The organism is Candidatus Binatia bacterium, from assembly GCA_026415395.1.
Taxonomy (GTDB): domain Bacteria; phylum Desulfobacterota; class Binatia; order HRBIN30; family HRBIN30; genus HRBIN30.
This window is the reverse complement of record JAOAHD010000001.1, coordinates 26464-52397: the sequence shown is the minus strand read 5'-3', so window position 1 is coordinate 52397 and position 25934 is coordinate 26464. Positions and strand designations below refer to the sequence as shown.

Here is a 25934-nt window from a genome sequence, read left to right as displayed (position 1 = left end):
TTCGTCCCGAAATGCCCCCGGGGCCAAGTCGTGGGGCGTCCGTGTTATCGATCGTGATCCCCTGCCGCCAGCGAGTAGAGGTCTTGCAGCGGGGTACCGAGGACACGAGCGACAACTAGTGCGGCACGCTGTGCGTAAAGTTCGCTCGTGCCCACGAAGTCGCGGCCCAAGGGAATTTCGGTGCCTTCGACGCTCGCCGTGACCGCGCAGCCACTGGCTGTGTCCGCTTCACTCGACACAAACCAGGTGCCTTTGGGCAGATCGAGACTGCGGCAAAACGGATCGTCCTGGCAAGCGATGATCGGGGCGGGCTTTTGCGCGACACACCGGACTAACGTTGCCAGCTCGTCTCGCAGGGTAGCGGAGGAGTGCTCGTCGTAAGCTCCGGCTCCGGCAGTCGGAGTAAGAACCAGAATGTCCGGCTCGACGATATCGAGCAGTCGCTGCGCATCTCCGCTCTGGCGCACTCCGTACTCGAGCACAAGCACGGCACTGCGCTCAGGAGAGAGCGCGCGGTACAATGCGACAAGAGAGCCCTTGAGGACCGCGCGTGTTTGCAGTGTTTCGAACTGGACCCCGAGAACCGCTAGGGGCAACCCGATTTCCGTGTTGTAGGACAACGGGTTAACTCGCACTTGAAAACGGCGCGATAGGATTTCCAAAAACACCCGCTTTGCCACGGTTTTCCCACGTCCACCGGCGATCCCGATGACGATGGGTCGGTGCATGCGGAGGCTGAGGCGGGCGAGCTGGGAAAAAACAGCGGCCGCAAACTGCCGCCGCCAGCTCACTCTCACTGGTGAAGATTTGGCCGGAGCGAGAACAACTCTGTGAGCAGCGGCACTAGGTGAGCGCCGGGGGAGTTTGAAGAAGTCGCGCATTCGCTCGAACGCCAGGTCGATGTCTGCTGGGTCGCGGGCGAAGCACAGCCGGAGGTGGCCCTCGCCGCTTGGTCCGAAGGCGCTGCCGGGCACGACGGCCACGCGGGCTTCGTAAAGAAGGGCACAGGCGAGCGCATGGGAATCCCGGGCATAGGGGGCGCTGTCTTTGACACGCGGGAACACGAAGTAAGAAGCATCTGGTTTTTGGTAATCAAAAACCGCGGACAGGCTGTCGAGGTGCTCGATCATACGCTGGCGCCGCAAGCGGAATTGCTCCCGAAACGGTACCACGATTGCGTCCGAGTGTTCGAGTGCCGCCATCGCCGCGTATTGGGAAACTACCGGGGCGCACGTCACCAAGGTGTCATGGACTCGAAGAATGCGTTGCGCCAGGCGGCGGTCCGTATGAAGAAAGCCGACGCGCCAACCGGTCATGGCATAGGCCTTCGAAAACGAGCAGACGCGCACCGTGTGGTGTCGATGGGCAGCAAACGCTGCAGGGCTCACCACCGGCTCTGGCGAATACACGAACTCTTTGTAAACCTCGTCCGAGATCACCACAGCACCATGTCGCTCTGCGAGCTGCAACAAGAGTTCCACGGTCGACTTTGGGAAGATCGTGCCGGTAGGATTGTTGGGTTGAGCGATCAATACGGCCCGGGTTTTCCGCGTGAAGGCCCGCAGCAGCATCTCGTGGTCGAGGTCGAAGCCGAGATCCTCAACCAGCGGAACAAATCGCGGAACCGCCCCGGCGAGTCGGATTGCGCTGGAGTACGAAGTATAAGTCGGCGAAGTGACGATCACTTCCGATCCCGATGGGACGAGCGCAAGGAGGCTTGCTGTAATCGCTTCGATCGAACCACAAGTGACAATGATCTCGCTCTCGGGGTCGTACTGCATCCCCTCGCTGCGCAGGTGCTCGCTGATCAGCTCCCGAAGTGCAGGGAGACCAGGGGACAAGCTGTACTTGGCGCACGCACCCTCGTCGAGTTTTTGCTTCACATAGGACTTGATGATCTCTGGGGTGTCGAAGCTGGGAATTCCCTGCGCCAAGGACACGACACCGGGAATATGCGCCGCCTCGATCTCGATCGCCTTGATCGGCGAGAGCTGCAATTCTTCCGAGGGAAGCGCATATGGGTAGGTGACGCTCAAAGAGTGTCTGGCCATAGCTCAGTTGCGTGTCGTGGGTTGAGCTTCCTCCTCTGCGGCGACCGGGCGAAGAGCATCGAGATGAGCTGTGTAGTCGAGACGTTCCGGTTTCCAAACGTGGTCCGCCACGCGGCGCAATAGGTGCAGCGAGCCAAGAGGGATGTGCAGGGTAGCCATGTGTGTCGTGTCCCAATGGAGCAACTGAGCCAGAAGTCGAGCGATGACGCCACGGTGGGCGACGACCAGGGTTGTGGGCGCAGCCGAGTCCAGGATTCGGTTGAGGGCGAGTTCGATTCGTCTTTGAAACTCAACGAGCGATTCTCCGCCTGGGTAACGGAAGTTTTGGTCGCGGCGTTGCCAGCGGGCGTACTCCTCGGGGTATGCGGTAGCGATTTGTTCTCGGGTGAGCCCTTCCCACCGTCCGAAGTTCACCTCATTGAGTTCTTTGAGAGCGATGGCGGGCACTTGCGGTGCCACGATCGCTGCGGCATCGCGGGTGCGAGACAGGCAGCTGGTGAAAACCTGACCGACCCCAAGTTGCGCCACGAAGGGAGCCGCTCGTCTCATCTGCTCTCGACCAAATTCGCTTAGGGCCACGTCTGTTGCTCCCCAGTACCGCGTGCTCGATCCCGCCACGGTTTCGCCGTGTCGCAGGAGCACAAGCGTGATCACCTTACTCACAGCCATCCGCTCAAAAGTTGACTTTTCTCATCACGAAGCGTGGCAAGCAGCGTATCACGGCCATGATAAAAGCCCAAATCGAGGGGGCGTACACGACCGGTCGGCCTCGTTCGATGGCATTTGCAACCGTCTTCGCCACTTGGTCAGCTTCTCCAGCGAACGGAGGCGGCTTCAGACCGATGGTCATGCTCGTTCGCACAAATCCAGGCTTCACCGTCACGACGCGCAAACCGGCGCTGTGGTACCGGTGGTCCAAGCCTTCGAGGTAGCGGCTGAGGCCCGCTTTGGTCGCACCGTAGAGCACGACGGGCTTTCGCCCCCGTTCGCCCGCAACAGAGCTGAACACGCACAGTGTGCCGCCGCCCCTTGCCAACAGGTGTTTGCGTGCGGCTTCGCAGAAAAGGATTGTGTTGGTGAAGTTGGTCTGCAGGAGCGTTGCGGTGAGGTTAGGATCCGCTTCGAGCTCCTCTTGGGGCGCAAAGATCCCTGCCGTGACGATCACGGTGTCGAGTCCGCCCAGGGCGCGATCCGCAGCCGCCAGCACATCTTCAAAGGTGCTTGTGTTCGCCAGATCGCACTCGGTGTGCGCCACGGGTGGGGGTGCACCGTGGAGTTCTAGGTCACGAGCGCTCCGCTCGAGTTCACGCTGGTTGCGTCCAAGCAAGAATAGCTGGTGGCCGCGCCGCGCTAACTCCCGAGCCAATGCACGGCCCATCCCTCGGGTGGCACCAAGGATTGCCGCTTTCATGGTTGGTCTCCGAAAAGGCGAACCGATAAGGCGCTGCGAAAGCGGCCCTGCGGGTCCCACTGCCGGCGGATCGCCAAGAAGCGCTCCAGCCGGGGTTCCATAGCGCGGAAATGCTCTGGTCGTGTGAGCGCATCTTTGGCCAGATAGATTCTCCCTCCGGCGGCAATGACAAAGTCGTTCAAGGCATCGACGATGTGCTGCGTGCGGTCAGACATCGGCAGATCAAAGGCGTAGGAAACGCCCGGGCGGGGGAACGACAGGACACCCCGTCCCTCAGCCCCGCAGTCTTTGATGACAGCAAGAAATACCGGGGCTTCCAGTTGGCGCAGCTTGAGCACAAACTGTTCGTGAGCTTCGAAACCGTCCTCAGCCGGCAGCACACACTGGTACTGCGTGAATCCGCGCCGGCCATACACGCGGTTCCAATCCAGCAGCGCGTCTAAGGGATAAAAGAAGGTGTCCGGGTCGACGATGCGGCGCCCCGTGGCTCGGGAGGCCCGATAGAAGTACAGGCGATTGAATGCGCGCAGCATCCACGGCTGCAGAAACCAGTCTGGGAAAACGGGCGGCACCCGTAAGGGTTTTCGCGGCTTTGGAGGTTGCGGGGGAGCTTCTTCGGGTTGGGCCCACCGGCCTTTCATCACTGCGCCACGGCCGAACAGAGGCGGTGTGTTCAAAAGGTCGGCCCAAGCCACCGTAAACGGCCAGTCCCGCCCTGCCGCACGCAAGGTGGAGAGGAGCGAACGGATGTCGGAAACAGTTTCGACCTCTTCGTGAATCCAGGGCGAAGGAACCTTTTGCATCCGAAAGCTGACTTCCAGAATGTGCCCAGTAAGACCCATGCCGCCAATGGTTGCCCTGAACAGCTCCGGTTCTTGTTCCGCTGAGCACTCGATCACGCGACCATCGGCGACCTCCAAGAGGATGGAGACAACGTGGTCGCCGAAGCTGCCTTGAGAGTGGTGCATTTTGCCGTGAACATCGGCGGCGACCATGCCTCCGAGCGTGACGTACTTCGTACCGGGCGTGACAGGAGGAAACCAACCCCGGGGCAGGAAGAGTTCGATGATTCGCCACAGGGGGCAGCCGGCCTCGGCCCGAAGCATGCCGGTGCTCGCGTCAAACGAAAGGAGGCGATCGGCAAACAACGTTGAGGTGAGTGCACCCCCGGCCCGCGCTGGCAACGCTGCGTCGCCATACGATCGGCCGAGCCCCCGCGATAATGTTGTGTAGCGGCCGACCACAGCGAGGTTCTCATCGCCACATAGCCTCGCCTCCTGAACCGGGTAACGGCCCCATCCACTGACAGGCAGGAGCGGGGAACAGGAGGGTAGCGCCTTGGGTGCTGTGAGGTCGCCAGGCTTTGTCACCGCTCGTCCCTCCGGGCAAGACACAAAGCCTCTTCGACAGTGGGGATGCCGGGGCGGCCTCCAACCTTCCGACACTTTAGTGCAGAGGCAGCGGCAGCAAAGCGAAGAGTGTCGGTGACATTCCAGCCTGATAAGAGGCCGAAGATACACCCGGCATGAAACACATCGCCGGCCCCGGTGGAGTCTACGGCATGCACGGGGAAACCTCGCACAAAGTGCTCTCGACCCTGGACGTACGCGATCGCCCCTCCCGGCCCCAACGTAGCCCCTACGAACCAAGGGCCCTTCTTAGCCGTAAACCGCAGTGCACGCCGAAGGTTGTCGGTAGCTGCCAAGCGCAGGGGAAATTCCGCGGCTGTAATGACCACATCAGTGACGGTCAGCAGTTCTTCGATCCCGGGTGCCGGGCAATCGACATCCAAGACAACCAGTGCCCCCGCGGCCTTGGCGATTTTGGCTGCTTCGATTGCCTGGTGTAAATCAACGGCATCGAGAAGGACCGCGGCCGCGTCTCGTAAGCGATCCCTTGCCGGCTCGTGGAGGTCCGGGGGTGCCAACGTGTTTGCAGGCTGGTAAAGGACAGATCGCTCTCCAGTGACTTCGTCAATTAAAATCACTGAAACCGGTTGGTTGGTGTTGGGGCGGACGATCGAGGCAACGATATCAACTCCTTCGCGGGCGAGGGCGCCGCGCACCAGGTGACCTCCGGGGTCGTCGCCGAACGCGCCAACGTACGCGGTGGGAATTCCCCAGCGTTGCAGAGCTGCGAGCGCCGTGGGCACCTGGCCTCCTGGCTGCACTTCGTAATGAACAAGCGGCTGCTTGCTGTCCAGTCGGGGGTGCCGGGCGACGATGCATAGGTGATCCACGCTACTGGTGCCAATACCGACTACCCGCTTCGGCCTTGCCCCGTCGCCACCCACAGTTCCGCGATCCTCGACCTGGCTCATCGTCCTCTCTTCATCTGGAGCGTTTGGCAACGCCTACACAACGCTGCGTGTCACGACAACTATAAACGCAGTTGCATCGCTCTGACGGACTTCGCCCTTACAAACTGTACTCCGGCGGCGAGGTGCTTTTGCGCCAGAGGTCAGACGCGCCCGAGCGAGTGTCTGCCTTCCGCGTTTCCGTGTGGGATGGTGACAGCAATCGTGAGGACCCAGGGACGGTCAAAGCTGAACGGTCAGGGCTGGGGTTCTTGGGTCGTTGGAATAAATGGTCACCGTAGTTTCTGACATGCCTGAGCTCTGGCGATCGCGGAACTCGACGCGGACGGTCAAATGGGCGTGCTTCTGGAGAATGATCGGAAACGAGCAGTCGGTGCATGCCCCACCCAGTGACAAGGTGGCATTGCATCCGCTCCGGATCTCGTAAATGCGGAGTGGAGCAACCCCGCGATTTTCGACTCGCAACCAGACGCTGGATGAGTTTGTGGCGTTCTTCGGCGAGATTGGCGGCGGCAGGGTTTCGACAGCGATCTCTGGAGGCGCCAACGGAGGCGTCCATTTGAAGGCGAAAAAACCTATGGCGAGGATCACGAAGGAAGTAACAAGGATTGGAAGCTTCCTCGTCCTCTTTTTAGCGGTGTTGGGTCGCGAAACCCTTGAGCCGCCTTTCTCACCCGAGGCTCTCGTCATCGATGCGGGAGTACGGCAATGATCCTGGCGGGGCCGCCACTCCCGCCCTGGATTTTCATCGGCAACGCAATCAGAATGGCCCCGGTAGGGGGCAGCAAGTGTAGATTCGTGAGATTTTCGAAGGCGGGCTTATTTGCCCCGTTCAAGATTTGGTGTGCTAGAAAATCTAAGGACGGGCCGGGATCGATGCTGGCTGTGTCAATGGCTACCGCCGCGATCGTGCGCTCTTTGGTGAGGAACTCGGCTGCCGCGGCGGACAGCCCTGGAAAGTGCAGGTTGTACACGTCCCCTGGCTTGTCGCTCCCAAGGTATGCGCGCTTGTCTCCCCAAAAGCGGCTCCACCCGGTAAAAAAGACGACGATGGCGCCCTCTGGCAAACGACCGTGGCGGCGTTCCCACTGAAGGATGTCATCCACGGTCACCTCGTAATCGCGATTGTTATCTGCAGCGCCCCGCACATCGATCACGGCAGCCGGCCCGATGAGTGAGCGCAGAGGCACGGCATCGGCGGTCAGTTGCCCCTCGGCAAAATGAATGGGCGCGTCCATGTGGGTGCCGCCGTGCTCGGGAAGGCAAATCTTGTTTGCCGCATACCAGTACCCTCGATCCGTCTTGCCATAGGCGAGCCGCTCTAGCTGAAACGACTCGCCCGTGGGCCAATAAATTGTGCTTGGCCCAAAGGAGTGGGTGAGATCGACGACGTGCTCCGCACTGATCGCGTCTAGTGGGCTCGTCGCCCCCGGCCAGCCAGAGCAGCTGGTAAGGATTACGGCGCAGCAAAACAGGCAAAGGGACAGGCAAACGCGCGCTTGTGCCATCGCTCGTTACCCCGGACGAGCCGTAGCCTATTCGAGCGGGTGGGGGCAGTCAATTTACCGCGCGCCTTAGCTCTCTTCTGGGCAGGGGATGAGAGTAGACCTTTTAGGTCCTTGACTAGCCCCAGGAACCGATGCAAATTCAGGCTCACTGTCGTGGACGGCTTGCCGGAAGTGGGGGCATGGAAGGTTCCACGAGAGTGGAAACGAAATTGCAAAAATGCACTAGACCTTCGGTGAATTTTCGCCGATGATATCCGTCGGAAAAAGCCATGTTTGACACGGAGTACACTAACGAGAACAACGTTCTGGAAAGGGACGACGAGCTTCGCGCTGAGGAGCCCCCGGAATTGAGCGAAAGCTTGACGGAGGACCTCAGCGAGTTGGAAGCGCGCGACGTAGAGTCCCTGTTTTCCGCTGATTTGGCAACAACTTCGGTGTTGACACGTGCCGAGGAAGAGGCGCTCGCCCGCAAGATCGCCAAGGCGCGCTCCCGCATTTTGCGGGTCCTGGCACAGGCGAAGAAGCTGAGCCGGATCGCGCTGGAGGATGCCGGTCGCGGGGTGATCCTACCGGAGGAGGACTTTCGGGAAAGGGAGACGGTGACCATCCTCCGTTTCGCCGAGGAAGCGCTGCGGGATCGGAAGTTGTTCGGGCGGACCGGATTCAGAAAGGTCTCTCGGCTGCGGGCGTTCGTTCGCGACCTCAAGCGCGCGCTCGAGGACTATCGCGTATTGCGCGATGAGATGATGCGGGCCAACTTAAGGCTTGTGAACCTCTTCGCGCGTAGGTATCGGCACCCTGTGCTCACCTCGCTGGACCTGTTCCAGGAGGGCACCATCGGCCTGTTGCGAGCGATCGAGAAGTACGATCCGCAGCGAAATATCAAGTTCAGCACTTACGCTACCTGGTGGATCTGGCAGCAACTGAGCCGAGCGGCGGACATGCAAGGCTCGTTGATCCGCTTGCCGGTGCATTGGAACCAGTTCCGCCGGCGAATCGGGCGAGACGCCCGCGAGCTGGCAATGGAAAACGAGGGGCCGGTCTCGCGTGAGGAAATCGCCGCTTCGCATGGCCTCGATCCGGAGCGGTTCGAAGCCATGGCACAAAGCTTTCAGTTCTTGTCCACGGATGCACCCATTGGGGACGAGGATGACCGGACGCTCGAAAGCACGTTGGCTGCGGAGACTCCCGAACCAGATGAAGTTGCGGAGCACGTTTCGCTGCGAGAACGGCTAGAGGAGGCCTTAAAGCGGCTGCCGCCTCGGGAGAGCAAGATTCTGCGGCGGCGGTTTGGCCTAGACGACGATGAAACGGAGACGCTGGAACAACTGGGCAAGGAGTTTGGGGTAAGCCGCGAGCGGATTCGTCAGCTCGAGGCTCGCGGTCTCAAAATGCTCCGGCAGATCTGCGCGGAGCAGGGCTTGCAGGATTACCTGGAGTAATCACCGACGAGGCGGCCAGGGAAACCACGGCGGCTGGCCCCAGCGGCTCTGCCGCCGTGGTGTTTTTAGCTGCGACCCGTGATGGAATAACGTGGTGCCTTCAGATGGCTTCCATGGCAACGGGGGCAGCGGGTCGGACGCGACAAGCGTTCTCGCGATTGGAAACGAAAGCCACAGGCCAGACACTCGGCCGGTTCCACCGAGAGTTGTTCGCCTCCGTGGGCTAGCGAGCGTGGGACGTGACGGAGGTGATGGACGACCTCTTTCTCCGGTATACCGAGCGCTTGGGAGAGCTCCCTTGCGCTCTTGGGCTCCCCGCGCAACAGTCGAAGCAAACCTTGTCGAATCGTCTCCGCCATGGGCTTGATGGACTGCACAGTCTCCCTCCGACACCAAAAGTGTGCCGAGGGGCTTCTCGTGCTGCTGGCAATCTGTTTGACTGGCGCTTGCAACGCAATGCCACAGGAGAATTCGAACGATTTTTTGGAACAGGCCAAGAACGGCTTGCTCGAAGAGCTCCGTGCCGAAGGGGTAACCGATCCGCGGGTGATCGACGCCCTGCGCAAGGTACCACGGGAAGAGTTCGTTCGCCCGCATGATCGTGACGCTGCCTACGACAACCGCGCGCTCCCCATTGGCAAGGGGCAAACCATCTCCCAGCCGCTGATTGTCGGCCTCATGACACAGTTGTTGGGCCTCACCGGCAAGGAGCGAGTGCTGGAAGTGGGGACGGGTTCAGGATACCAAGCCGCAGTGTTGAGCCAGCTCTGCCAGGAGGTGTACTCAATCGAGATCGACCCCGAACTGGCTGAAGGAGCGCGGCAACGTCTAGCGCGCTTGGGTTACAACAACGTGTATGTCCGAGCTGGGGATGGATTTTTTGGTTGGCCTGAAGCGGCGCCCTTCGATGCCACCATAATTACCGCCGTTGCACCTCGAGTTCCTGAGCCGCTGCTCGCTCAGCTCAAGCCGAACGGTGTGATCGTTATGCCCTTGGAAGAAGGGTGGGGCGAGACGCTGGTGCGTGTCCGCAAACTCGAGGACGGAAGTACCAAAGTGGAACGCTTCGGGGCTGTGGCGTTTGTGCCCATGCGCGGGGCAATTCGGAGCAAGGAAACCCGACACTAGGGGACGCACTGAGGCTCGGCGGTAAGCCGGTCGCCTCTGGCGCTCTGAGGCTGTGCCGGCTAATTCAGCCCCCCGGAGTATCACGAGTCCGACGGGCGCAAATCGTGCGTTAGGCCGCGGCTCGTGGCGGACACGCTCGCAAAGCTTCGAGAAGGAAGCGAGAATACTTACGTGGTTTCGCGATCCGACTGTTGGCCTCGGCGCGATTTTCGGTGGGTGGCGGTTCGGTGGTATCCTGACGGGTGACAATCGTTGCTCGGGGCCGAGCAGACGACCCTCCGGGGCTTGAAGAGAGACTTCGTTTTGTCCCTCTTGGCAACTGGCGCTCGTTGGAGTATCGCCCACCACTGTCGGCTGCGCAGCCGTCGATTGCGGCGTAATGACTGAAGGAGGTGCACGATGAATTGGTTTAGGGTGTTGGTGGGGTTTGCGACGTCGGCCGGACTCGTCTCAGGGGCGAGTGTGGTGTCAGCAAAGGAGCCCATCCCGCCGGCAAAGCAGGCGTATTTGCGTTATTGCTCCGCTTGTCATGGGGAGAGCGGCAAGGGTGACGGGGTAGTTTCTCACTTGATGAACCCGCGGCCAGCAGACCTGACGCAACTGGCAAAGAAAAATAACGGAGAATTCCCTTTCATGCGGGTGATTCGCATCATCGACGGGCGCGAAACCATGCGCGCTCACGGGGATCCGGACATGCCAGTGTGGGGTGAGATCTTTGCCTCAGAGGTGCCGGGGGCGATGAACAAGGAGGCCAACATTCGTGGGAAAGTGCTCTTGATTACCGAGTACCTTGCCTCGATTCAGGAGAAGTGAGCTGGGTGCCGGCGCTTGGTTCCGGGAATTCAAAGAATCAGAAGCCAAAGCTGATAAGGTCGTCACGACTGCGGGCGTATTCGAGGGCGAAGTTGAGCTGCGCTTCGCTTTGGGCGTGAATTTCGAATAACGGCTCACCTCGCTGCACGACGTCGCCCACCGTCCGGAGGAGGCGGACTCCAGCGCTTGCATGGGCTGGTGCGCCCGCGTGTTTCGCCACGCGCGCCATATGCCAGCAGTGGATCGCGCGAATCCTGCCGTCGGCGGGAGAGGGAAACTCGACCCGAAATCTTGCCTCAGGAGGCAGCGGCCGCGCTCCTTGTGCCTCAACAATTTTCTGAAACGCTTCCCACGCCTTGCCCGAATCCAGTACACTCACGGCGGCGCGGTATCCGTGTCCCCCAGGCACCTTGCCTGTCAGCTCTAAAATCCGTGCTGCCAGGTATAGGGACTTTTCTCTGAGGTCCGTCGGTGCCTGCGGTTCGCGCTGTAGTACCGCGAGCACGTCCAACGCCTCAAGACGGGGGCCGATCCCCCAACCAATCGGCCCGTGGGCATCCGTAATCGTGACCTCGAGATGAAGGTCTAGGTGACGGGCGACGGATTGGAACAACGTGCCCAGTCGCTGGGCATGTTCCAAGTTGCGCACCTTTGCGCTGGGGCCAACGGGAATGTCCAAGAGTGCATGCGTGGCTCCCGCAGTCTTCTTCTTTGACAGGATTGAGGCAACCATTTGCGCCTCGGTGTCGATCTCCATCGGTCGTTCCACGGTAATCAGGATATCATCAGCGGGCGCGAGTCCGAGTGCACCGCCCCAGGCGATGCAAGCCCCGGCTCGTTCGATCACCCGATAAAGTGCAGGCGGATCGAGCGCGACATTGGCAAGCACACCCATAGTATCGGCCGTGCCTGCGGGGCTGGTGATCGCGCGTGAGGAGGTCTTCGGTACGGTAAGCCCTAATGCGGCCAAGATCGGAACCACCACCATTGTTGTACGGTTACCAGGGATGCCCCCAATACAATGCTTGTCGGCAATGGGTGTGTGCGAGAAGCGCAACGTGGTGCCAGTGCAAATCATCGCTTTTGTGAGGGAGACCAGCTCTTCGAGCTCCATGGGCCGCAGGGCACAGGCCAGCACAAACATCGAAAGCTCCACTTTCGAGTAACGATGCGCCACCACGTCCCGCAGAATCTGGGTAAAGGCATCTTCATTCAACACCTGCCCCCAAAGTTTGCTACGCACCAAGTCGACGCTCTTCGGTGCTGGGGCGTGGGCCGCGTGCACTACGGCGCCTTCCTGTAAACCAAGATCCCGAAAGGCGACCTCGGAAAGGCCAATCTCGTCGGGCTTCACGAGCCGGTCGGTGCAAAAGTTGAGAATCCCGGTGATCTCCCGTTCAGCGCCGGACAGCCCCGTGTCACCCCAGATCCGGACTCGATCCAGAGGCCGAAACCCGAGGTTGCCGGCAATCACGGCCTCTTCGTGGATGAAGACCACATGTTCACTGAGTGTATCGATACCCACGCGGCGCAGTTTGAACATTGCTTACCCGGAAGCGTGCAGAGCATACACCGTCGCAAGGCGTTTTGCAGCGGCGCGAGAGCGCAGATAGAAGGAAAGGCATGGCAAGTGAGCACGCAGGTATTGCAACGAAGATCGACGCGATCGCCGTGGAGGTTTACCGGCACCGACTCGCTGCCATTGCGGAAGAGATGGGCCTGGTGCTCCGTCGGGCGGCGTTTTCCCCCAATATTAAAGAGCGACGCGACTACTCGTGCGCGGTGTTTGATGCGCAAGGCGCCCTCACCGCCCAAGCCGCACACATTCCGGTGCACCTGGGCTCGATGCAGTTGGCGGTTAACGCTGCATTGGAGCAGTGCAAACTGGCTCCGGGTGACGTGGTGATCCTGAACGATCCGTTCTCCGGAGGGACCCATTTGCCCGACGTGACATTGGTCGCTCCCGTTTACGTGGAAGAGCGCCCCACCGCTGTGGCTTTTGTGGCTGCGCGAGCGCACCACTCCGACATTGGCGGATCCTTCCCTGGCTCGATGGGCCTGGCCGAGGAGATTTATCAAGAGGGGTTGCGTCTACCGCCGGTTCACTTGGTGCGCGCTGGTGAACGGTGCGATGACGTGTTCACCCTTTTCGCGGCAAATACGCGTGCGGCGCAGGAGCGGCGAGGCGATTTGCTTGCGCAGCTTGCGGCTTTGCGCGTCGGGAGCCGGCGGATCACCGAGCTTATCGCTACCGTCGGTGAACGACGGCTGGCCGCAGCGATGTCAGCTTTGCAAGCGTATTCCGAGCGACTTCTGCGCGTGCTGATTCAGCGACTACCTGACGGTGTGTACCGTGCACGTGACCATCTCGACGATGACGGGATGGACAAGACGAAGATTCCCATTGCTGTTGCGGTCACTGTCGATGGCGAGGACATCACGTTCGACTTTTCGGGCAGCGCTGCGCAGGTGCAAGGTGGGGTGAACGCCAACTTGGCCATTACTTGGGCTGCCGTACTATACTGCCTGCAATTGCTCGCCCGAGGTGCAATCCCCGCCAACGCTGGATTTGCACGCCCGGTGCGTGTGGTCGCTCCCGAGGGCTCGATTGTGAACGCACGTTTTCCTGCAGCGGTTGCCGGTGGCAACGTCGAAACCTCGCAGCGCATCGTTGACGCGATTTTGCGCGCCTTGGCACAGGCTGCGCCGGAGGTGGTTCCAGCGGCCAGCTGTGGATCGATGAATAACCTGGCGCTCGGGGGAAGCTTCTCTACAGATGGGGATCGCTTTACTTACTATGAAACCGTTGCCGGGGGTGCTGGCGGTGGACCTCAGCGCGCAGGCGCCTCAGGCGTACACACGCACATGACCAATACCTGGAACACCCCGATCGAAGCGCTGGAAACGCACTTCCCTGTGAGGGTGACGCGTTACTCCTTGCGTAAGGCCTCAGGTGGAGCCGGGTTACATCCCGGTGGGTGCGGAGTCGTGCGCGAGATCGAGGCGCTCGTGCGCCTGCGTGCAAGCTTATTGACGGAGCGCCGGCGTTATGCCCCGTGGGGACTACGCGGAGGGAGGCCCGGAAGGCCGGGCCGCAATTGGCTGATTCGCACCGGCCACGGAGGAGCCTTGCGCAAGCAACGGCTCCCATCGAAGGTCACGGTAACCTTGGAACCAAACGACCGCTTGCGCTTAGAAACCCCGGGAGGCGGCGGATGGGGTGGAAGGAAGGGGGCACGAGGGAGATAGCCCGAGGGGTCGTACGGAACTACCCCCCTCGTGCGGGGTCGGGAGGGAAGGGAGGGTCAGGGAAGCTTTACGCGGTTGTTGCTTGCACCGGCGGCGCTTGCGCTTCTCGTTTCGACTTTGCCAGCCGTGCCAGTTGCTTCTCCAGCGCGGCAACACGCTCGCGGAGTCGTTCGACGTCTTTGCGAGGGGCCACCTCGAACTGCTGCACCAGGAGCCGGTTGCCACTCTGGCGCGCGATTGCCTCCAGCCGTGTTACCTGCTTGCGCATACGCCGCAGCGCCCCTTTTACGTTGTTTTCCAGCGGCTCGACGAGACGTTCTGCCTGAGCGCGCACTCGCTGCAATTCTCTGCGAACCTGTTTCTCCGCTGTCAACAGGAGCTGAGCGCCCTCGCGCCGAACCTCCCGTGCCAGGCGCACCCAGCGCTGTTGCAGCACCTTCCATAGATGAGCGACCTCGTTGTTCAGCTCTTCGGGCGAGCGCACCCGTCGCAGCGTCGATGCGGCTTGCGCGAACCAATTCCTCTCTTCCTTTTGGAGTACCCGCTTTGTAGCCGCTTTGGCCGCCATGTCCGTCACCTCCGGCACCTTCATAACGCCACGCGTCACAAATGTCAATGCACTGCGTCATGAATCTCTCGACGATCCGGCGCCTGGTGCTCAACGGCAGGTGATGGGGCAAATTTGCTGGGGTAGCCAGCCGTGACGGTTTGGACGCAGCAATTGTTTCGGGGCGTGGTGCGTGGTATGTGCGCAGCGCGCCGGGTTTGCGCTCTATGGGTGAAGAAGAGCGCGACCCCAGTGACTAGGGGCGGCCCGTAGGGAGGCTGCTGCTCGGTGGTACACAAGCGACGCAAGCTTTTAATGAAATGAAAGGATAGGGTGTATGCGGTCCTTTCTGTCGATCTGTGCCAAAGCATTCGTCGGAAGTCTGCCGGCATTATTCCTCGTCCTTGTGGTGGAGGGGATTTTGCGCTGGGGCGGTTGGGGAGAGCGCTGCAACGTACCGTTGAACTCGGTGTTCTGGGTTTGTGACCCAGTGCTCGGTTTTCGCGCGAGTCCATACTTTGAGCAGCTTGGTGTAAAGCTAAACCGCTTGGGCTTGCGGGGGCCCGATCCTACGCGGGAGAAGCGGGGAGAAGTCCAGGTGTTAGCTCTGGGTGACTCTTGTACCTTCGGAATCCTGCCGGATCCCAAGACCGTATTGTCTGCGCCGTATCCGGAGCTGCTTGCGCGCCGCGGAGCGGAACGATGGGGCGAAGGCAGGTTGCAAGTGATTAATGCTGGGGTGCCAGGATATTCGACACTTCAGGCACTGTTGCTCCTGCGGTCAAAACTACGCTCGCTTCGTCCAGACTTGGTCACCGTGCGCTTTGGTTGGAACGATCATTTCGCCGGCGGGAGGTTGGCCCAGCTGAGTTACCGCGAGCCTGTAAGCCCTGTTCTCCTGCTAGCTGAGGATTGGTTGCTAACCACCGAGCTCTACGCTTTTGCTCGTCGACTCGGCATGGAGTTGACGTATCGCAACAGCTCTGAGACAGCCCCACCGCGGCCGCCGACCTCGTGGCAACCGTCAGTGCCTTTGCCGGAGTACGAGCATTATCTTCGTCGCCTGGCACAAGTTGCTCGCTCACGGGGCGCACAAGTCTGGTTTATCACTGCGCCGGATGCGCTGAGTCTCCCGGGGCAACTCGCGCGTTTCGAGTCTCTACCCCCTGGGGCACCGGCCCGCAGAGCGTTGTTCTTTAACGGACACAAGTCCTTTCAAGAACTTTTGGAGGTTCACGAAATGTACAGGGAGGCTACGCGCCGCGTGGCAAAGGAGCTCGGGGTGCTCTTGATTGACGCCGCGCTGGCGTATCAGGGTTACAACCCGAAGGAGCTCTTCGACGATTCCGACGTGGTTCACCCCTTACTTCTGGGCCACCAAATCGAAGCAGGCCTCCTGCTGGATCAACTGGTTGCCTCGGGTTCGACAGCGAAAAAGGGCGGTCTGAATGGCTGAAGCCGCGAACAAGAGGAGAGGCAGGGTCTCCAGTTGCAAACCTTGTTGCCGCGAGGGTTTATTCGCCGGGAACGTACGGACCCATATCTTTGTACGCCCTGTGGCAGCATGGCTGGCCAATGTCCCGCAATCTCCCGGGGGAGACGCCGTGGCCGCATAGATCGCTACATCCACCGAGTGGCAGGCGATGCGGTAATGCTGATAGGGTTGGAAATTGTCTGGAAATCGCGTGCAAGGCCGCGCGGTACGTTGTTCGTTGCTTCGTCCGCCGGCCGGTGAGCCCGAGTGCGCCAGGCCGTGGTGGAAATTTCGGCGGTTCCGGCGGGCCCCCCGGAGATGTTCGGAGTGTCAAGGCCCTCCCCGGGGCGCAACTGGGGGAAAGGACTTCAGGACAGGCTGATGTGCCATCGGCCCAGGTTGCGAGGACTTGCAGGGCTGGGATCTAACCCTGGAGGCTCAAACTGAGGCCGCTCAAAGGGGATGGAAACGGGTCGGATACCGTTTCCATCCCCGTCACTGAGACCGTGGCTTGGGCCGCCGAACTTACCGGTTACCAGCGCGCACCTCGGTCGTATGCTGCGACTCCACTACCGTTCCTGTGCCATCCGTCAATGTCAGTCGCCCGGCGAGAGCCGCTCCGGCCGGTAACGCACCGACTTGAACTTTGATTTTGACGATGCCCGCTGGCGGAGGCAGGTTTTCGAAGAAGAGGACGTTTCCGTCGGTTCGTACCGGTTCGGGTGAAGAACTCAAGAGCTGAACCTCCGAGGGTAGGACCACGCTCATGTGAAGCGGCTCCACCCCGTTTCGGTAGCGTGCAGCGTAGGTCATGGCAGCATTTGGGAAGATCTTGCTGTTCGCCTTCAAGGATCCGAACAATTTTTGCGGCCGGCGGACCACGCTCTCGTGCGTGCATCGGCCCACCTCGGCGGCTCCACCGCTGTCTGTCACTTCAGCAAGCGCAGGAAGGAGCAGGCCATCTGGAGCGTCAGGCGACACTTTGGTCGTTATGCGCACCTTTCCAGCCGTGGGGGGCAGGTTGTCCCAAATGTAGAGATTGCGGTCGATTGCGCTCGGCGCTGGGAAGATGGACTGGACTTCGAGCCAGTCGGGGAGTTCGAGGGAAACGCGCCGCTGTCCCGGATCAAAGCTCCAGTAACGGGTGGTGTATGTAATGTATCGTCCCGGTGCCGCGTATCTTTGTGCTCGGAGGAAGCAGCGCTTGCGGGTCGTCAGGAGGCCGCGCACGCGGGAGGAGTCCTGCGCGGAGAACCTCCGTCCGTACACGTCTTCGATCACTGCTGTGTTCTCGACCAAGGTTCCACTGGGTACGCTCGGTCGCACCTGTACGCGGATGGTGGCCATTTGTGCCGGGCCGGAAGACAGGTTCGGGATCCGGATCGTAACCGTTTGCCCATCCACGCTCACGGTGCCCGAGGTGCTGGTCACACTGACGATCTCTAACTCTCCTGGGACCACATCCGTTAGGATCAAGTCGACTAGCGGCTCTGCGCAATCGGTTGTCCAGGACAACGTGTACACGACCTCCGCGTTGGGCTCGATCGTGCCCGTGTGGCTCTTGCGCAGGTCGATGCCACAAGGCGGCGGGTTGCCTCCCGGAGCGAGCCGAATGAGCGTCGCATCCGAATCCGTGTTGTTGGCGCTGTTCGCATCGCCAGGAGTGTTGACCGTGGCGGTGTTGGTGACGGTCGGGTAGGCCGCGCTGCGCACAGACACCTGCAACACGATTGTCCGCGACTCTCCTGGTGAGAGCACCCCTGCGTGCGTGCACGTAACGAGTGGGCCACTCGCATTACACGACCAGCCCGCTCCCGTTGCGGACACGTAGGTCAATCCGTTGGGCAGGGAATCGGTCACGGTTACGGTGCCCGAGGTCGGCAACATACCGACGTTGCGAACAACCAAGGTGTAGGTAGCCGTCTCGCCTACGCGGAAGGTGCCTGTATGCGATTTCTCGATGCTGAGGTCGATGAACGGAGTTTGCACGCTAAAGCTTGCAGAATCCGAGGCGTTGTCCCCTTCTGCGTCGCGGGCCGTGGCGGTGTTTTGTACCAGCGTTCCAGGAGACGCCGCGCCTAGTGTCATCAGGTAGCGGACGACCGCAACATCTCCCGGCTCCAAAATTCCGATGTTGACCAGCAGCGGATTTTCGCTGACCACCGCTCCCTGGGAGGTGACCACACTGCCGGGAATCAATACCAGTTGCGGTGAGAATGTATCATCGACGCGAACATCCGTGGCGCTACTGCTTCCGCGGTTCACGATGGTGAGCGTGTACTCCAGAACCTCGCCTGGATTCACCCCGCCACTTAGGTTCGAGTCGGACACGATACGGAACGATTTATCTACCGTAAGCTCGGGCTCACCGATCATCCCGGCTGGTGCTGCGTTGAGGCAAGTCGGCTGAGCTCCGTCATTCGGATTGCCGTTCTCATCTGTAGTCGTCGAGCTAGGCTGCCGTGCCTGCACCAGCCCTTGATTGCAAAACAGACCATCGCCGTTCACGACGCCGGTAATAAAGATGCGCACCGTGCCTCCAGGTGGAATCGACCCGATATCGGAAATGACCACATTGTTCGATGGAGGTGGTGCGGTTCCCTGCGTCGTACTGATCGCTGTCACGACGACACCCGGCGGGCCAAGTGGAACCACGTCGGTAAAACTGACTTGTTCGACGGTGACGGGGCCATCGTTAAAGAGTGTGATTTGGTACTGCACCGTGTCTCCGGCGTTGATCGTTCCCGAAGGCGCAACGGTGTCGAACAGCAAGCCGACGGTTTTCGTGGCTCTTAAGCGACCCCGCGCGCTGTTTTTAACGATCACGACGGTCGGCTGATCGCCGTTTCCCTCGTTGCCGTCCCAATCCGTCGGCTCGGGACTGGTTTGATCAGAATCCACCAGTCCCTGGTTCGAAATCACGGTCCCCTTCGGGGTGCCAGGATCGACCGTGACCCGGAAGGTAATCGTGACCACCTGTGCCGGAAGTAGGTTCGGAATCGTCGCTGTGATCGTACCACCGCTGAACGTCGCCGTACCGACGCTCGATGTCAGCGTTCCAGGAACATAGGTAACGTAGGGAGGGAGAACGTCAGTGAACACGACGTTGTCCACCGACTCGCTACCGTTCACGAGCTGGACTGTGTATTCGAGGACATCGTTCGGTAATACCTCGACGCCATTGAGGTCAACGACCGTCTTGATGGCATCGATAAAAGCCGTTCCACCGACGGTCACCGATGCGGAGTCGCCCGCGACGTAGTCGTTGACTCCGCCGCTACCGTCGCGCCCGCTGTCCGGTGCCCCGGAGGCGCCGGGTAGGCTTGTCCACGTCATGGCCAAATTGTTCGTGAGCTGGTCGCCCACGACGGCGTACGTCTCCACGCGCGCACGGTAGGTAAATGACGTGGATCCGGCGGTCACCGTAAGGGCAGCGATGCGGAAGGTGAGGTTCTGGCCAGACACTGTCACGTCCCCGGGAGGCAGAGTTGCAGAACCCGCGATGTACGATAGCCCCGAGGGCAACGTGTCTTGAATGACGATGTCGTATGCTGTGGACGTACTCGTCGCCAAGTGGCGAACAGTGATGGTGTATTGAACCTCGTCGCCAAGGGATTGCGCAGGTGGACTCACGGTTTTCTCGACTTCAAGCTCTGGTTCGACGACGGTCACCGGCACACCCTGCACGCCCGGAGTGCCCGCATCGTGGTCAAACGTCACGGTCGTTGGCGTGCCAGTCCCATAGTCCACCGTGACCAATGAACCCTCGGACTGCTCGCCGTTACGCAGCACAGTGCCATTTTGGTTGCTTCCGGCGTTATCGACACGTGCGCGAATTTGAACGTCGACAAAGTCATCGGTCGCACTGCCGGTGGCAGGGTTGACGACGTCACCAAATTGGAACTGCACGGTCTGCCCGCTGCCCAGACGAGTGTTGTAGGTTGGGTTTGTTGCCACCATGCCCATGTGGCCGAAGGAGATCGTGTGGCCAGTGTACGTGAGACCCACGGGCAGAATGTCGGTTAGCACCAGGCTGGGAGTTGTGCCTTCGATGAGAGAAATCCGGATCGTATAAACGACCTCCTCGCCAATGGTGTACGAGGGGGCGCCAACGGTTTTGTCCACCGCCACTTGAGAGGCGACTGTGATCGATTGGCTCGCCGACTCTTCGTAGTTGTTCAGTTGAGAGTTATCGTCGTCGTCGACGCCGCCAGGGTTGCTGGAGTTATCGCGTCCGCCACCGACGAGGCTCGTGTAGCTAGCCCGGGTAGCGTTGTTGAGCACTTGCCCAGGGGTCACAGTGTTCATCAGGACGGAATCGAACTCCACCTCCAATGAGGCTCCTGGTTCCATTTGGAGGAGCGGGACGGAAATCGTGTCGTTGCTGTTCGTGGTCGTACTCACCACCGCGTGTGCCGCAGTGACGGTTGTGCTGGTGCCGTTCAGGAACACGTTACCCCCCGCTGGGGTTACCGCGACATTGCTAATCTGGTAGAGCCCGTCCGGCAAAACATCACGCCAATCCAATTGATACGCAGTGGTATGTCCGGTGTTTTCGATCCGCACGCGCCAGCGAACCGTATCTCCAGCGTCCGCGCCAACTCCGCCGGAGACAACCACCTTTGTCATGTTGAGGTTGGGCTCACCTACCCGCACTGGGTCTGGAGTGGAAACGGGGCCAAGACTGACGGTCCCGCTCGTGTTCGGATCAAAGTAGGACATCGAGGCAGAATTGCCGAGCAGAACCCCATCCTGATTGCTGAGCACGTTCTGCACCTGGACGTCGTAGACAATCTCGATGTTCCCTGAGGCCGGAACCGTCAGGTTGCCGAAGTTAAACTGCAAGTTGTTACCGGACTGCGTGAAGAAGCTGGCGTTCGAGTCGACAAGGGGCGCATTCGATGCTGTTGCGCCAGGCGGTAGTGTGACTGTCAGGGAGCCAAGAACATAGGACAAGCCGGTGGCTAAGGTATCCGACACCACGAAGTTCGTTGTTGTGCCGATTGGTGCGCTCGCGACAATCCGAAACGTGGCGGTGCCTTCCACGGGCACGTACGGCTGTGGATTGACCGTATTCTTTGACAGCGCGGGCCCTTGCGCAGTCACTTGCGCGGAATCCGCAGTTGTCAGGTCGTTCACGCCACCGCTGCCTGTGCGCTCTCCCGTCGCAGAGCCCGGGGCGCCCGGCGTCACGCCACCGGTGCCGTTGGTGCCCGGCAAACTTGTTGCCGCCGCGGTCGCTGTGTTGGTGATGACGAGGTTGAACGGGACTCCTGAAACAACCACGGCTGTGTACACAACGGTGACCGATTCACCCGGGTCCAGCTGATCGATCGTTACAGTCAGCGTGTTCCCAACGAACCCGGCTGCCACGGTAGCCCCTGAGCTTCCGGGGTTGACTGAACTCACTGCTGGCGAGGTGTAGAATGACGGCAAGGGGTCAGAAACCGTCCAATTGAATGCACTGGCGGCGTTCGTTCCCGTGGCCGCATTCGCAATCACCAGCGTGAACGTTACGGTGTCTCCACCTTCCACCGAAAGCGGGGCGGCCGATTTGTCTACTTGGAGGATCGGCTCAGCCACATGCACGGTGCGGGTGTTCGTGTTCACTTGCTGAAGAACGTTGTTGAAGTTCAAGAAGCGGATCCGCGCGACATTGGTGAGATTCGTGCCCGCATTGTTGGTCGCCGAGTTCTCGACCACCACATTGAGCGTCAGGGTATACTGTTCGCTCGTGGTGTTGTTGTTGTCAGCGTTGGTCACGTCGCCCAAAGCAAGAGTGACTTCACCGGTCGTGCCGCTTAGAGTTACCGGTACGGGCACTCCAGGAGCAGCACTGTTGATGTTCCCAGGATTGGCGGCGCTCGTGAGCGCCGTGCTGCTGCGCGACAGGTAGGCAGTGCCAGGAATGTGCTGCAGGCCTGAGGGCAGAGCGTCCGCGAGGGTGACGGAGCGGGTAATCCCTTCTGGAATCGTAAAATGGAGACGGAAGGTCACAACTTCGCCAATTGCTACTGGCGGGTTGCTGTTCACATTCGCATCCCCCGGGTCGGTGCTTGGCTCCGACGTGGCCTGCACCGCTTTGCTCGCCGTTGTGGCTGGTACGGTGGCGCTCGCTGTTGCGCTTGCAGTCGTCGAACGTTGTTCCGGTACGCTGCCGGCTTGCGAGTCGCCGACGACGTTCGCACCGTTCACGTACGTCGACCCCGTGACAACGTCGTTGCGAACCCGTGCGGTGAATGTGAAGGTTCGCGTGGCTCCCGCCGGAATCGGCCCACCAGTATACGCAACCGTGGGAGGAGCGTACGCATACACGAATCCGGTCGGTGTCGTGCCCTCGTTCACCGATAGAAGAGGCGTGGGGTCAAACAGGTCTGTAGGCAGGGTATCCGTGAGGACAATGTCGTGCGCTTGCGAGGTCCCAGTGTTCGTCACCGTGAGCGTGATCGTCACAAGGTCACCTGCATCTGGATTTGCAGGACTCATGCTCTTCGACAGGGTCAGTCTCGGCTCGCGGAAAGTTGTGCTGACCGTTGACGTGAGAATGCCTCCCGGATTCCCTGTGAAGTTCAAGTCTACGCGGTTGGTCTTTGTCTGCGGACTCGATGCTCCGGAATTTTGAGCGACGTTGCGCACGAGCGCGGCAAGTGTGACTTGGAACGTATTTGTGGTCGGATCGTTGTCGGCGTTCACCGTGACGTCGCCAAAGCTGATGGTCACAATTTGTCCCGTGGCGATGCTCCCGGAAATAGCCACAGAGGGGGTGCCGGTGACCGAGCCGTTAAACGTGCCAGGAATCACGGTAACGGATCCCGTGACATACTCGAACCCAGCGGGCAGGCGATCGGTGAGGGTGAGTCCCGGGGTTCGTCCCTCTGGCAACGTAACGTTAATTGCATAGGTGATCACGTCACCAGCCGTTACACTCGAGCCGCCAGTTCCGTTCGGCACGATGGACTGGATGAGCTTTTGCACTGCGGGCGACGCCGTGGTCGCCGTAGCTGTGTCCGTCCCGTCATTGATGGTGTGGTCGGGCCCGCCTTCGGCGCCCGCGTAATTGAAGAGCGTGGCCGTGTTGGTCAGAGTTTTTCGGGGTGTAACCGGACTTGCGTCGCCAGGACCGTCGAGACGCAGGTCGAATGTGATCACGACGACGTTGCGCCCGTTTGCGGGATCGTAGGGATCGAGCGCTCCTGCTGGTGTGGATGTCGGCCCTGGGTCTACCAGCTCGATCCCGCCAGCCGGGTCGAACAAACCTGCACCTAGGGGAACATAAGTGACTGGCGCGCCGGTTCCGTCTGTCACACAAAGATTGGGACCACCAGGAGGAATGGAAAAACCGGGAGGCAAAGTGTCGCGCAACCGGACATCGAACGCCCCGTGCAATCCCGTGCCGGTGTTTTCGACAACGATGGCAAAGGTCACGAGATCTCCGGCATCCACATTCGCCACGTCGCTACGAATCGGGTTCGTGCTCAGCCCGTTCGAGTGAATGGTCCCAGAAAATCGGGGACAACCGCTCCCGGGTGGCGTGAAGGATACGGGACCCACCACGGGGGGCGAAAATGTAGCTAGCGGGTTCGAGCTCGCCACTGCGCCTTTGATGTTCGACCAATTGATCACCGGCTCGGTCAGTTGAAACTGGACAATCGCGTCGGCACTGGCACGCTCAATTACAGTATTTTGCTCGTAGGCGCGCACTTGATTAGTGAGGAAGAGGCGGTCCGCAAATGGAGCCGCGGAGACCGTCACGGTGAAGAGGATGTCGACCGTCGCGGGGGTATTGGCGGGATTGGCGAAGGTTCCGTAGGTGAACTCTACGGAATTTGCAGTGGAGTCCACAGAAACCGTTGGGACAATCCCGGATAGTGCCCGGAAGGTATCCGCTGGCCCGAAATGGGCCGTACCCGCCGCCGGCGGCGTGCTCGACACCACGTCGTTGAATGTGCTGACCTCTGTCGCCAGCAGCACTGGTAAAGGGAGCCAGTCGACTAGCCGTAAGGCTTCAACGTCTCCGGTCGGAATGACATAGTGCAAGCGGAACGTTACCGTATCTCCCGGCGCGATCTGCGTGAACGAGCCGATAACGCCATTGCGTGCGTAGATGCTCTTCGTGAGCGTCCCAATAGGCACAGTGAGTCCTGCGCTACTACCGTCATCCTCGTCGAAACCCGTGGGCGTCAACGTAGCGTTGTTGAGCACGTCGCCGACGATGCGCACGGCGTTCGAAATGCTGTCGCGGCTGTTGAGGCTCGGGTCACCAGAGGGGAAGTTGTCCGAGTACTGGTCGAGAACGTACGCCCGATAGCGGATCGTCCCCACGGTCGGTCCATCGTTCGGAGCTCCACCGTCGGGCACGAGGCCCCCGAGAAGTCGCCCGGAGAAGCCCCGTGTGATCAATTCTCCGGAAATGTTGAACCACACGTCCGAGGTTCCCGTACCTGGGCTGTTCAACGTGACCGAATAATTGGCAGAGTCGAAGGGGCCCGAGCTCGTCGCTCCGTTTTCCGTTACCGACAGGGTTGGGGTGAAGGTCGTGTCGAACCGCTGCCCGTCAGACAATGTGTCGTACTCTACCCGCAGGTTGGTGAACGCGAAGAAGTCCGAAATCTGAAATTCGAGCGTGTATTCCAGGACATCTCCGGGAGACAGCCCAGCCGGCGGCATATCGGTTACGAAAGCCACCGACTTCTGGATGGCGACGGACCGATCGTTGAGAATGTGCTCCGGACCGGCTGGATCCTCCACCATGTGCGTGGTCGGGTCGCGGCTGTCGATGGGTACCCAGTCGGCCTCGGCTCGAGCCTGATTCACTGACACCACGTCGTCGCCGGAGTTCGGGTCGATCACCGGATTGCCGTTGGCATCAAACTGGGGCACGAAAAACTCAAACACCACAGTCGCATCGGGGCCCGCTCCTCCGACGATAGCAGGGAATCGCACAGTGAGGCGGTTATTGGGCGGGTTTGCAGCAACCCCAATTGGAGGCGTGACGAGCACCGAGCCAGTGCCCGGCGTGAAAGAGATTACCGATAAGAACGCGAGATTGTTGGGAAGAAAATCGGCAACGTCCAAGTTGGACAGCGTCTGCCCATTGGCCACATCGACGGTGATCGTATACCGTCGCGGGAAGTTGGGCCCCGTAGCCGTTTCATCCTCCGGCCCGTTGTACGACTTCGCGAGCGTCAACAGCGTGGGCGTCACATTGGCACTTTGCGTCGCGCCGAGGATCGGTGGGTCGGTGGTTGGATTGTCGAGCGGATCTGCCCCGAAGCGGAAGCCGCCGGTAGCTCGGATCGGAAGCGGAACTCCGAGATCAGCTAAATTGCTCAGCGTTGCATTTACCGTGATGTCCGCCGGAGGCTGGTCGTTGGTAAAGCTCCCAAACGGGAGTTCCATGACCACAAGCTGGTTACCGGCGGTACAGGTAACCGGCAACCCAGTATAGGGATGGCTTGCGACCGGGCACGTGAGAACCTGAACCGTGACGGGGAACGTGAGGTACGTGGCTGACACGAAGGTGATGCCGTCGTCCGTTGCTGGCCCGGCACCGTCGGCACCGATCGTTGGGAGCTCGAGGTCGATGTAGGGGCCATAGCCGACGTCCGACGGTGAAGTGTTGTCAAAGCTGATGGTGAAGGTGAAGGACTCGCCAATGAGCACATTGCCTGGAACGGACAGCGAGGCAGTAGGAACGGGCGCTGCCACGGCCGCAGTGGCGGTTCCGAGTGCGACCAGCGCGCATGACAATAGGAGTCGGGCCGGAAAAGCCCACATTTGTTTGATTTCGTACATAATTCGCTCCGCGATACGTGGCCGTTTTGAAAGCTTGTGACACAGTCTAAGGGCCCTCCAACCTCTACACAAGGAGAATTTGCTTACTCGTCCAGAAGCGCCGCTGATACGTGTGCGGGAGCGGGGCGTCCGAGGAAACGCTGCCTGGTTGTGGCACGGCCCGGACAGATCGCTGGGAACGCAATCTGTCAGCAACGGC

General features: G+C 60.4%; 15 protein-coding genes. 5 read left to right on the top strand and 10 right to left on the bottom strand.

What is annotated here, in order from left to right; all coding sequences use genetic code 11:
- Positions 1-44 precede the first annotated feature (44 nt).
- From N3C12_00170 to N3C12_00145, 6 genes are all read right to left on the bottom strand, one after another.
- Complete coding sequence (locus N3C12_00170) at positions 45-2051, bottom strand: aminotransferase class I/II-fold pyridoxal phosphate-dependent enzyme (protein ID MCX8070860.1); 2007 nt, start codon at positions 2049-2051, stop codon at positions 45-47.
- 3 nt (positions 2052-2054) lie between these two features.
- Positions 2055-2720 carry a histidine phosphatase family protein gene (locus N3C12_00165; GenBank protein MCX8070859.1) on the bottom strand — a complete coding sequence of 222 codons (666 nt, stop codon included), beginning with the start codon at positions 2718-2720 and terminating at the stop codon, positions 2055-2057.
- Positions 2721-2724: 4 nt separating this feature from the next.
- On the bottom strand, positions 2725-3462 hold the full coding sequence (locus N3C12_00160) for an SDR family NAD(P)-dependent oxidoreductase (GenBank protein MCX8070858.1): 738 nt from the start codon (positions 3460-3462) through the stop codon (positions 2725-2727).
- On the bottom strand, positions 3459-4832 hold the full coding sequence (locus N3C12_00155) for an FAD-binding oxidoreductase (protein ID MCX8070857.1): 1374 nt from the start codon (positions 4830-4832) through the stop codon (positions 3459-3461). The genes N3C12_00160 and N3C12_00155 overlap by 4 nt, the downstream gene beginning before the upstream one ends.
- Positions 4829-5782, bottom strand: a complete 954-nt coding sequence (locus N3C12_00150) for a PfkB family carbohydrate kinase (protein ID MCX8070856.1) — start codon at positions 5780-5782, stop codon at positions 4829-4831. The genes N3C12_00155 and N3C12_00150 overlap by 4 nt, the downstream gene beginning before the upstream one ends.
- A 683-nt stretch (positions 5783-6465) precedes the next feature.
- Positions 6466-7287, bottom strand: a complete 822-nt coding sequence (locus N3C12_00145) for a cyclase family protein (protein ID MCX8070855.1) — start codon at positions 7285-7287, stop codon at positions 6466-6468.
- Positions 7288-7556: 269 nt separating this feature from the next.
- Between N3C12_00145 and N3C12_00140 the strand changes: the two genes are divergently transcribed.
- Positions 7557-8729 (top strand): sigma-70 family RNA polymerase sigma factor, encoded by a 1173-nt coding sequence (locus N3C12_00140; protein MCX8070854.1) that lies wholly within the window; start codon positions 7557-7559, stop codon positions 8727-8729.
- A 65-nt stretch (positions 8730-8794) separates the two neighbouring features.
- Here the strand turns inward: N3C12_00140 and N3C12_00135 are convergent, their stop codons facing one another.
- On the bottom strand, positions 8795-9088 hold the full coding sequence (locus tag N3C12_00135; protein ID MCX8070853.1) for an ArsR family transcriptional regulator: 294 nt from the start codon (positions 9086-9088) through the stop codon (positions 8795-8797).
- A 97-nt stretch (positions 9089-9185) separates the two neighbouring features.
- On the opposite strand from N3C12_00135, the gene N3C12_00130 reads away from it, so the two are divergent.
- A complete protein-coding gene (locus N3C12_00130) occupies positions 9186-9857 on the top strand; it encodes a protein-L-isoaspartate(D-aspartate) O-methyltransferase (protein ID MCX8070852.1) in 672 nt (223 codons plus the stop codon).
- Positions 9858-10256: 399 nt separating this feature from the next.
- A complete protein-coding gene (locus N3C12_00125) occupies positions 10257-10670 on the top strand; it encodes a cytochrome c (protein MCX8070851.1) in 414 nt (137 codons plus the stop codon).
- Between the two features lie 37 nt (positions 10671-10707).
- Here the strand turns inward: N3C12_00125 and N3C12_00120 are convergent, their stop codons facing one another.
- On the bottom strand, positions 10708-12213 hold the full coding sequence (locus N3C12_00120) for a thymidine phosphorylase family protein (GenBank protein MCX8070850.1): 1506 nt from the start codon (positions 12211-12213) through the stop codon (positions 10708-10710).
- A gap of 80 nt (positions 12214-12293) precedes the next feature.
- Here N3C12_00120 and N3C12_00115 point away from each other — a divergent pair, with 80 nt between their 5' ends.
- Positions 12294-13919, top strand: coding sequence for a hydantoinase B/oxoprolinase family protein (locus N3C12_00115; protein ID MCX8070849.1), 1626 nt, complete (start codon positions 12294-12296; stop codon positions 13917-13919).
- A gap of 67 nt (positions 13920-13986) precedes the next feature.
- On the opposite strand, the gene N3C12_00110 is transcribed toward N3C12_00115, so the two are convergent.
- Positions 13987-14511, bottom strand: coding sequence for a hypothetical protein (locus N3C12_00110; GenBank protein MCX8070848.1), 525 nt, complete (start codon positions 14509-14511; stop codon positions 13987-13989).
- A gap of 292 nt (positions 14512-14803) precedes the next feature.
- Here N3C12_00110 and N3C12_00105 point away from each other — a divergent pair, with 292 nt between their 5' ends.
- Positions 14804-15922: an SGNH/GDSL hydrolase family protein gene (locus N3C12_00105; GenBank protein ID MCX8070847.1), complete on the top strand. Its 1119-nt coding sequence runs from the start codon at positions 14804-14806 to the stop codon at positions 15920-15922.
- 543 nt (positions 15923-16465) lie between these two features.
- Here the strand turns inward: N3C12_00105 and N3C12_00100 are convergent.
- On the bottom strand, positions 16466-25735 hold the full coding sequence (locus N3C12_00100; protein ID MCX8070846.1) for an isopeptide-forming domain-containing fimbrial protein: 9270 nt from the start codon (positions 25733-25735) through the stop codon (positions 16466-16468).
- Positions 25736-25934: the final 199 nt, after the last annotated feature.